The following is a 10,959-nucleotide window of genomic DNA, read 5'->3' on the forward strand; positions in this document are numbered from 1 at the left end:
AATCCATGACCAAGGCCAACGACGACAAGCTTCGCGACTATCTGAAGCGGGCCACGGCCGACCTCCAGCAGACCCGGCGTCGACTCCGCGAGGTCGAGGCGCGCGACCACGAGCCGATCGCGATCGTGGGCATGTCGTGCCGCTACCCGGGGGGCGCGGACACCCCCGAGAAGCTGTGGCGGCTGGTGGACGAGGGGCAGGACGTCATCGCGGGGTTCCCCACCGACCGCGGCTGGGACGTCGACGATCTCTACGACCCGGTCCCGGGCACCCCCGGCAAGACGTACGCGCGCGAAGGCGGCTTCCTCTACGACGCGGGGGAGTTCGACGCCGACTTCTTCAGCATCAGCCCGCGCGAGGCCAAGGAGAGCGACCCCCAGCAGCGGCTGCTCCTGGAGACGTCCTGGGAGGCCTTCGAGCGCGCCGGGATCGACCCGACCCGGCTGAAGGGCAGCCCCACCGGTGTGTTCGCCGGGCTCGTCTACCACGACTACGCGGCCAGCACCACACGCGGCGCGGTCGTCTCCGGGCGCGTCTCCTACACCCTGGGCTTGGAAGGGCCTGCGGTCACGGTCGACACCGCCTGCTCATCGTCGCTGGTGGCGCTGCACCTGGCCGCGCAGTCGCTGCGCCGCGGCGAGACGTCGCTCGCGCTGGCCGGAGGCGTCACCGTCATCGCCACGCCCGAGACCTTCGTGTGGTTCAGCGAGCAGCGCGGGCTCTCCCCCGACGGGCGATGCAGGGCCTTCGACGCCGCCGCCGACGGCACCGGGTGGGGGGAGGGCGCCGGAATGCTGCTGCTGGAGCGGCTGAGCGACGCCAGGAAGAACGGGCACCCCGTGCTCGCCCTCCTGCGCGGCAGCGCCATCAACCAGGACGGCGCCTCCAACGGTCTGACCGCACCCAACGGCCCCTCGCAGATGCGGGTGATCGAGCAGGCCCTCGCCGACGCCCAGGTCCCGGCCGACCAGGTCGACGCCGTCGAGGCGCACGGAACCGGGACCACACTCGGCGACCCCATCGAGGCGCAGGCGCTGCTCGCCACCTACGGCAGGAAGCGGCCCGAGGACGGGCGGCCGCTGTGGCTGGGCTCCATCAAGTCGAACCTCGGCCACACCCAGGCAGCGGCGGGTGTGGCCGGGGTCATCAAGATGGTCATGGCCATGCGCAACGGGCGCCTGCCCAAGACCCTGCACGTGGAGGAGCCCTCCCCTCAGGTCGACTGGACGGCCGGCGCCGTCGAGCTGCTGGCCGAGCCCGTCGCATGGGAGGAGAACGGGCACCCGCGCCGCGCCGGGGTCTCCTCCTTCGGTGCCAGCGGCACCAACGCCCACGTCATCCTCGAACAGGCGCCGACATCCGAGGAGACCGACGGCCCTGACGGGGCCGCGGGCGCCGCGGACGACACCCCTGCCGCCCCCGTCGCCGCCGCCTTCCCCGTGGTCCCGTGGATCGTCTCCGCCAGGACCCCGCGGGCGCTCCAGGCGCAGGCGGCCAGACTGGCCGAGCGCACCGACCTGGTTCCGGGGGCCGACCCCGCCGATGTCGGGCACGCGCTGCTGACCACCCGCGCCGCCTTCGACCACCGCGCCGTGGTCATCGGCGGCGACCCGACGGCCCTCGCCGAGGGCCTGACCGCGCTGGCGGACGGCGAACCCGCCCCCGGCGTCGTACGCGGCACGGCGCTCAGCGACCCGCGCGTGGTGTTCGTGTTCCCCGGCCAGGGTTCGCAGTGGGTCGGGATGGCCGTCGACCTCCTCGACACCTCCCCCGTCTTCGCCGAGCGCATGGCCGAGTGCGCCCGAGCGCTGTCCCCCTACATCGACTGGGACCTCATCGACGTGGTCCGGGGCAGGCCGGGCGCCCCCACCTACGACGCCGTCGATGTCGTGCAGCCGGTCCTGTGGGCGGTCATGGTGTCGCTCGCGGAGCTGTGGCGGTCCTTCGGCGTCCGGCCCGACGCCGTCGTCGGCCACTCCCAGGGCGAGATCGCCGCCGCCTGCGCGGCCGGCGCCCTCACCCTCGACGACGGAGCCAAGGTGGTGGCGCTGCGCAGCCGGATCATCGCCGACAAGCTCGCCGGCAAGGGCGGCATGGTCTCGGTCTCCGCGCCGATCGCGCGCGTGCGCGAGCTGGTGGGCGGCTGGGACGGGCGCATCCAGGTGGCCGTCGAGAACGGCCCCGGTTCGGTGGTCGTGTGCGGCGAGGCCGACGCCCTCGACGGGTTCCTCGCGCAGATGGAGAGCGAGGGCATCCGGGCGCGCCGGGTCAAGGTGGACTACGCCTCGCACTCGGTGTTCGTCGAGGAGATCCGCGATGACCTGCTCGCGGCCCTGGCGGACGTGCGCCCCCGCTCCTGCGACACCGCCTTCTACTCGACGGTGACCGGCGGACTACTGGACACCTCCCGGCTCGACGGCGAGTACTGGTACACCAACCTCCGCTCCACGGTGCGCTTCGAGGAGGTCGTGCGCGGCCTGCTGGAGAAGGGCTTCGGGGTCTTCGTCGAGTCCAGCGCCCACCCCGTACTGACCATGAGCGTCGACGAGTCCATCGAAGCGGCCGGGGCGGCGGCCGCGACCGTCGGGTCGCTGCGCCGCGACGAGGGCGGACTCGACCGCTTCGCCACCGCGCTCGCCGAGGCCCACACCCGCGGTGTCGCAGTGGACTGGTCCCCGGCCTTCGCCGTGCGGCCCGGCGCCCGCGTGGACCTGCCCACCTACGCCTTCCAGCGCGAGCACTACTGGCTCGACTCGGTCGGCGGCCAGGGCGGCGACGTCCGCTCGGTCGGCCTGGGCTCCGCCGACCACCCGCTGCTCGGCGCCGCCGTGAGCCTCGCCGGGTCCGACAGCGCGGTGCTGACCGGTCGCCTGTCGGCCCGTACCCAGCCGTGGCTGGCCGACCACCGCGTCGGCGACACCGTCCTGTTCCCCGGCATCGGGTTCGTGGAGCTCGCGATCCGCGCCGGTGACGAGGTCGGCTGCGGGATCGTGGACGAGCTGACCCTGGAGGCGCCGCTGGTGCTGCCGGAGCGCGGCGGCGTCGCCCTGCAGGTCCTCGTCGGCGGACCGGACGACTCCGGTGCGCGCACCGTGGAGGTGCACTCGCGGCCCGACGACGAGGAAGCGGCGGACGCGCCCTGGACACGGCACGCGACCGGCCTGCTGTCGTCGGACGGCACCGGGGACGGCGGCGCCCGCCTCGACGTATGGCCGCCGCCGGACGCCGTCCCGGTCGGTGTCGACGACGCCTACGAGCGCCTGGCCGACAGCGGGTACGGCTACGGCCCGGTGTTCCAGGGGTTGCGTGCCGCCTGGAGGCGCGGCGACGAACTGTTCGCCGAGGTCGAACTGGCCGAATCCGCGCACGGCGACGCGGCGCGCTTCGGCCTGCACCCGGCCCTCCTGGACGCGGCCATGCACGTCATCGCGCTGACCGGGAGCACCGGGGACGCGGGCGAGGTGATGCTGCCGTTCGCCTGGTCCGGCGTCCGATTGCACGCCTCCGGTGCCACCGCCCTGCGCGTGCGCGTCGAGACCACCCGCGACGACGTGCTGAGGCTCGACATCGCCGACCCGACGGGCGCCCCTGTGGTGTCGGTGGAGTCGCTGACCCTGCGCGCGATCGACGAGGCGCGGCTGAGCGCGGCCCGGCCGGCCTTCCATGACGCGCTGTTCCAGGTGGAGTGGCCCGCCGTTCCGGTCGCGGCGGACTCCGGCGGACCGGTGTCGTCCGTCGCGTGGGACGCGGTCGCCGACGTCGCCCCCGACGCAGGAGACGGCGGCGGCACCGACACCGACACCGACACCGACACCGGCACCGGCACCGGCACCGACGTTGTCATCCTCCCCGTCGACGGCGGCACCGACCCCGAGACGGTCCGTGCGGCGACCTACCGCGTGCTGGAGGCGCTGCAGTGGTGGCTGGCCGAGGAGCGCGAGGCGGTGTTCGCCGGCTCCCGCCTGCTCGTCGCCACCCGTGGAGCCATCGCCGCGGCCCCGGCCGAGCAGGTCACCGACCTGGCCGGGGCGGCGGTGTGGGGCCTGGTGCGCTCGGCCCAGACCGAGAACCCCGGGCGGATCATCCTCGTGGACCTGGAGGTGGGCGGTGGGCGGCTCGCCGACGTGCTCCCCGCGATCGCCGCATCGGGCGAATCACAGCTCGCCCTGCGCGGAACCGAGCTCCGCGCCGCCCGCCTGACCCGCGCCCCGGCCCCGGAGGACGTCGCGGACGAGGGCGGCCCCGCATGCGGGCCCGGTACGGCGTTCGGGCCACACGGGACCGTGCTCATCACCGGCGCCACCGGCATGATCGGCTCCCTGGTGGCCGAGCACCTGGTGCGCGAGCACGGGGTGCGGCATCTGCTGCTGACCAGCCGCCGCGGTATGGACGCGCCGGGAGCGGCCGAGCTGAGGGACGACCTGGCCGGTCTGGGTGCGCAGGCGGTGATCGCCGCCTGCGACGCCGCCGACCGCGACGCACTGGCGACCCTGCTCGCCGGCATCCCGAACGACCGACCGCTCACCGGGGTCGTGCACGCAGCCGGTGTGCTGGACGACGGCGTGGTCGCCTCGCTCACCCCCGACAGGATCGACGCCGTCCTGCGGCCCAAGGCGGACGCGGCCTGGAACCTGCACGAACTGACCCGGGGCACCGACCTGTCGGCCTTCGTGCTGTTCTCGTCGGCGGCCGGTGTCATCGGGTCACCGGGACAGGGCAACTACGCCGCCGCCAACGCCTACCTCGACGCGCTCGTCGCACATCGCCGAGCCTCGGGACTGCCCGGTCAGTCGCTCGCGTGGGGCCTGTGGGCGCAGAGCAGTGAGATGACCGGGCAGCTGGACGCCACCGACAGATCCCGCATCGGGCAGGGCGGCGTCGTCCCGCTGACCACCGAGGAGGGCATGGCGCTCTTCGGGGCGGTCACCCGGCCGACCGCGCCGCCCGTACTCGTGCCGCTGCGCCTCGACCGCTCCGCTCTCGGCAGCGGCGGCGCCGTCCCCGACCTGTTCCGCGGCCTGGTCCGCACCCCGACCCGCCGGGCCGCGCATCGCGCGGCCGGGGCCTCCTCTCTGCGGGACCGGCTGGCCAGGATCCCCGAGGCCGACCGCGAGGCCGCCGTGCTGGAGATCGTGCGCAAGCACGTCGCCGCGGTCATCGGTATCGCCACGGCCGCGTCCGTCGACGCGCAGCGTGCCTTCTCCGATCTCGGATTCGACTCGCTCATGGCGGTGGAGCTGCGCAACGGGCTCAAGGACGAGATCGGGCTGCGCCTGCCGACCACGCTGATCTTCGACCACCCGACGCCGCAGCGCGTGGCCCGGCACATCCTGGCCGAGGTATCGGGCGAGGTGGACGAGGCCGCCGTGCGCCGTCCGGTCGCCGCCGCGTCCGACGACGACCCGATCGTCATCGTCGGCATGAGCTGCCGCTTCCCGGGCGACGTCGCCTCGCCCGAGGACCTGTGGCGGCTGGTCGCCGACGGTCGGGACGCGGTCGCGGCGTTCCCCGAGGACCGCGGCTGGGGCGCGGACCTCTACGACCCGGAACCCGGCAAACCCGGCAAGGTCTACACGCGCGAGGGCGGGTTCCTCTACGACGCCGCCGACTTCGACCCCGCGTTCTTCGGGATCAGCCCCAACGAGGCGCTGTATATGGACCCGCAGCAGAGGTTGCTCCTGGAAGCGTCGTGGGAGGCCTTCGAGAGCGCGGGCATCGACCCGGGCACCCTCAAGGGCAGCGCGACCGGTGTGTTCACCGGGATGATGTACCACGACTACGCCGCCAACGCGGCGACCGGCGGCATCGCCTCGGGCCGGGTCTCCTACACCTTCGGTTTGGAGGGGCCTGCGGTCACGGTCGACACGGCCTGCTCGTCGTCGCTGGTCGCGCTGCACTGGGCGATCCAGTCGCTGCGGTCGGGAGAGTCCGATCTGGCGCTCGCCGGGGGTGTGGCGGTCATGGCGACCCCCGAGGTCTTCGTCGAGTTCAGCAGCCAGCGCGGGCTGTCGCCCGACGGGCGGTGCAAGTCGTTCTCCGGGGCGGCGGACGGCGCCGGCTGGTCCGAGGGCGTCGGCATGCTGCTCGTCGAGCGGCTGAGTGACGCGGAGAAGAACGGGCACCCGGTGCTGGCGGTGGTGCGCGGCAGCGCGGTCAACCAGGACGGGGCCAGCAACGGGCTGACCGCCCCCAACGGGCCGTCGCAGGTGCGGGTGATCCGCCAGGCGCTGGCCAGTGGTGGGCTGGGTCCGGACGAGGTCGACGCGGTGGAGGCGCACGGGACCGGGACGACGCTGGGCGACCCGATCGAGGCGCAGGCGCTCATCGCCACCTACGGGCGGGAGCGGCCGCAGAGCGGTGAGCCGCTGTGGCTCGGCTCGATCAAGTCCAACATCGGCCACGCGCAGGCGGCGGCGGGCGTCGCCGGGGTCATCAAGATGGTCGAGGCCATCCGGCGCGGCAAACTGCCCCGGACGCTCCACGTCGACGAGCCGACGCCCCAGGTCGACTGGTCGGAGGGCGCGGTCGAACTCCTCACCGAGGAACGGGACTGGCCGGACAACGGACAGCCGCGGCGGGCTGGAATCTCGTCGTTCGGGATCAGCGGCACCAACGCCCACGTCATCCTCGAACAGTCGCCGACCGGTCAGGAAGCGGCGGACGGAGTCGAGCAGCCCGACACCGCTCCGCAGGCGTCGGCGTTCCAGCAGGTGACGCCGTGGCTGCTGGCCGGACGCGGCGCCGACGCGCTGCGCGCCCAGGCCGAGCGGCTGAAGGCATTCGTGGTGGAGCGGGACGAGCTGACGCCGCTCGACGTGGCCTACTCGCTGGCCACGACGCGGGTGCCATTGGAGCATCGCGCGGCGGTCATCGGTGAGGACCGGGACGCACTGCTGCGTGGCCTGGACACGCTGATCGCCGGTGAGCCCCGCCCCGACGTCGTTCAGGGCACGGCGAGGGACGGCAAGCTCGCGTTCCTGTTCTCGGGGCAGGGTGCGCAGCGTGTGGGGATGGGTCGGGAGCTGTACGCCGCCTTCCCCGCCTTCGCCGAGGCGTTCGACGCGGTGTGCGCCGAGCTCGACACGCACCTGGACCGCCCGCTCAAGGACATCGTCTGGGCCGAGGAGGGCTCGGACGATTCTGAGCTGCTGGACCGGACGGCCTACACGCAGACGGCGCTGTTCGCGGTCGAGGTCGCCCTGTTCCGCCTGGTCGAGTCCTGGGGCATCAAACCCGATTACCTGGCCGGGCATTCGGTCGGCGAGCTGGCGGCCGCCCATGTGTCCGGGGTGCTGTCGCTGCCCGACGCGTGCGCGCTCGTGGCCGCACGCGGCCGCCTGATGCAAGCCCTCCCTGCAGGGGGCGCGATGGTGGCGGTCCAGGCGACCGAGGAGGAGGTCGCCCCCGCACTGGCGGGCCTGGAGAGCAAGGTGAGCATCGCGGCCCTGAACGGCCCCCGGTCCGTCGTGGTCTCCGGCGAGGAAGCAGCGGTTCTGGAGATCGCCGACCGCTTCAAGAAGCAGGGTCGAAAGACCAGCCGCTTGACGGTGTCCCACGCCTTCCACTCTCCGCTGATGGAGCCGATGCTGGAGGAGTTCCGCGAGGTCGCCGAGGGGCTTACGTACAACACCCCCACGATCCCGGTGGTCTCCAACGTGACCGGTTCGCTCTCCTCTGCCGTTGATCTCGGAGATATTGGGGGAAAAACCGGCGCTGAGACCCCGATATCTCCGAGATCATCGGGGGGTGTGGCCTCGGCGGAGTATTGGGTGCGGCATGTGCGGGAGGCGGTGCGGTTCGCCGACGGGATCCGCGCGCTGGAGGCCGAGGGGGTGACGACCTTCCTCGAACTGGGGCCGGACGGCGTCCTGACCGGCATGGCGCGGGTCTGCGTCGAGTCCGACCGTGCGGTCCTGGCGCCGTCGCTCCGAAAGAACCGTCCCGAAGCCGTCGCCCTCGTCACGGCGCTCGGGACACTCCACACCACCGGCGTCACCGTCGACTGGCCGCAGGTGTTCGCCGGGTCCGGGGCGAGCCGCGTGGATCTGCCCACCTACGCCTTCCAGCACGAGCGCTACTGGATGGACTCGGTCGGCGGGCAGGGGGGCGACGTCAGATCGGTCGGCCTCGGCTCGACCGACCACCCGCTGCTCGGCGCGGCGGTCCGGCTGGCGGGGTCCGACGGGGTCGTCCTGTCGGGGCGCCTGTCGGTCGGCACCCAGCCCTGGCTGGCCGACCACGCGGTGGGTGGCTCGGTGCTGTTCCCCGGCACCGGGTTCGTGGAGCTGGCCGTCCGCGCCGGTGACGAGGTCGGGTGCGGCCGCATCGACGACCTGACCCTGGAGGCACCGCTGGTGCTTCCCGAGCGCGGGGGTGTCGCGCTCCAGGTGGTGGTCGGCGACCCGGACGATTCGGGTGCGCGGCCGGTCGACATCTACTCGCATGGCGAGGAGGCCCCGGCCGAGGAGCCGTGGACCCGGCACGCCACCGGCCTTCTCGGCACCGCGGAAGGTGCTCCGGCCGTCGAACCGGCGGCGTGGCCGCCGCAGGGTGCCGAACCCCTTGACCTGGACGGCTTCTACGCCGGACTCGCCGCAGACGGCCTCGACTACGGCGCGCTGTTCCAGGGCCTGCGCGCGGCCTGGCGCACCGACGACGGGATCGCCGCCGAGGTGGCGCTGCCCGGCCCCGCGCAGGAGGAGGCCGCCCGTTTCGGCCTGCACCCCGCCGCACTCGACGCGGCACTGCACGCCGTCGCGCTGACCGGGGACACGGACGGCGTGGTCCTGCCGTTCTCCTGGTCGGGCGTCGAACTCCACGCCGTGGGCGCGTCCCACCTGCGGGTCCAGGTGCGCAGGACCCGCGACGGCGAGGTGGCGCTGGACATCGCGGACCCGGCCGGGGGAGCGGTCGCGACCGTGCGGTCGCTCGTGCTGCGGCCGTTCTCCCCCGAGCAGCCGGCCGCCGCGCGGACCGCCTTCCACGAGGCGCTGTACCGACTCGACTGGACACAGGTCCGGGCGGGGGCGCCGCAGCCGATGGCCTGGGCGGTCCTCAAGGCCCAGGGGCCGGACCTCGCCGAGGAACTGGGTGCGCAGGCCCGGAGCATCGACCGCCTCGACGCGGCGGGGGGCGGCGACGTCGTGCTGCTCCCGTGCCTGGGCGGCGGCGCCGATCCCGACGTGGTCCGCGGGGCGACGCACCGGGTGCTGGGCGTGCTGCAGGCGTGGCTGGCCGAGGATCGGTTCGCCGACTCCCGGCTGGTCGTGGTGACGCGCGGCGCCGTGGCCGCCGGGCAGGACGAGGAGGTCGTGGATCCGGCCGGGGCCGCGGTGTGGGGCCTGGTGCGCTCCGCTCAGGCCGAGAACCCGGGCCGGGTCGCCCTCGTGGACATGGATGGCGACACGGACGCGGTCGCCGCGGACGGCCTGTCGGCCGCCCTCGCTTCGGGTGAGCCGCAGGTCGCGGTGCGCGGGTCGTCGGTCCTCGCCCCCCGCTTGGCGAGGGTGCCGAGGGAAGAGGGAACTCAGGTCGGCGCCGGAAGCGTCGGCGGCGGCACCGTTCTGGTCACCGGCGCCACCGGCACGCTCGGTGCCCTGGTCGCCAAGCACCTGGCAGCAGAGCACGGAGTGCGGCACCTGATGCTGACCAGCCGCCGGGGAATGGACGCCCCGGGCGCCGCCGAGCTGCACAAGGAGCTGGCCGAGCTCGGGGCCGCGGCCACGATCGCCGCCTGCGACGCGGCCGACCGCGACGCCCTCGCCGCCCTGCTCGGCACGATCCCGGCCGAGTACCCGCTGACCGGTGTCGTGCACGCGGCGGGCGTCCTGGACGACGGCGTGATCGCCTCGCTCACCCCGGATCGGATCGACGCGGTGCTGCGGCCCAAGGTGGATGCGGCGTGGAACCTGCACGAGCTGACCCGCGACCTCGACCTGTCGATGTTCGTGCTGTTCTCGTCGGCGGCCGGTGTCATCGGGTCGCCAGGGCAGGGCAACTACGCCGCAGCCAACGCCTACCTCGACGCCCTGGCCGCGCACCGCCGGGCGCAGGGGCAGGTCGGCCACTCGCTGGCGTGGGGGCTGTGGGCGAGTGACGCGGGTATGGCGGGCGGTCTGGCCGACGCCGACGTGCAGCGGCTGAGCCGCTCGGGCGTCGACGCGCTCGCGGTCGAGGAGGGGCTGTCCCTGTTCGACACCGCCGCCGGGCTCGCCGAACCGGTGCTCCTGCCCCTGCGCCTGAACCTGGGCGCGCTCGGCGGCGGCTCCGCGGACGGCTCCGATCTCCCGTCGGTGTTCCGCGGGCTGGTCAGGACGCCCACCCGTCGCGCCGCCGGGACGGGGCCGGGGGCGGCGGCCACGCTCAAGCAGCGGCTGGCCGGGCTGTCGGCCGACGAGCGCGGCACCGTCCTGCTCGACCTGGTCCGGGGCCAGGCGGCGGCCATCCTCGGGCACCCCGGCCCGGACGCGGTCGAACCCGACCGGGCCTTCAGCGACCTGGGCTTCGACTCGCTGACGGCGGTCGAGTTCCGCAACCAGGTCAACGCGGCCACAGGCCTGCGCCTCCCCGCCACGCTGATCTTCGACCACCCCAACTCCCAGGCACTGGCCGACCACCTCGCCACCGAGCTCGCACCGCAGGACCCCGTGGACGACGGCCCGGGGTCGGGTGAGGCAAGGATCCGTTCCGCCCTGCAGACCATCCCGCTCGACCGGTTGCGCGAGGCCGGGCTGATGGACAGCCTGCTCGAACTCGCCGGGCTCACCGGTGAGGACGAGGCGCGGGCGGCGGTCGGTGAGGACGGTGGAGAGGACGGCGCCGACCCCGCCGGTGACATCGGCGCCATCGACGAGATGGACGCCGAGAGCCTGATCAGCATGGTGCTCGACGGTTCCGGCAGCGCCGATGGCCCTGACGACTCCGAACACTCCGACGACGCGACGCGGGAAGCGTGACACT

General features: G+C 73.9%; 1 protein-coding gene. It reads left to right on the forward strand.

The features are described from left to right. Positions 1 to 5: 5 nt before the first annotated feature. On the forward strand, positions 6 to 10,955 hold the full coding sequence (locus HNR23_RS26460) for a type I polyketide synthase (RefSeq protein WP_184072825.1): 10,950 nt from the start codon (positions 6 to 8) through the stop codon (positions 10,953 to 10,955). Positions 10,956 to 10,959 lie beyond the last annotated feature (4 nt).

It is taken from the genome of Nocardiopsis mwathae (assembly GCF_014201195.1).
Taxonomy (GTDB): domain Bacteria; phylum Actinomycetota; class Actinomycetes; order Streptosporangiales; family Streptosporangiaceae; genus Nocardiopsis_C; species Nocardiopsis_C mwathae.

Bases quoted from the DNA above. Each gene is read 5' to 3' on its own strand.
- HNR23_RS26460 (WP_184072825.1), top strand. From the start codon at position 6: ATGACCAAGGCCAACGACGACAAGCTTCGCGACTATCTGAAGCGGGCC.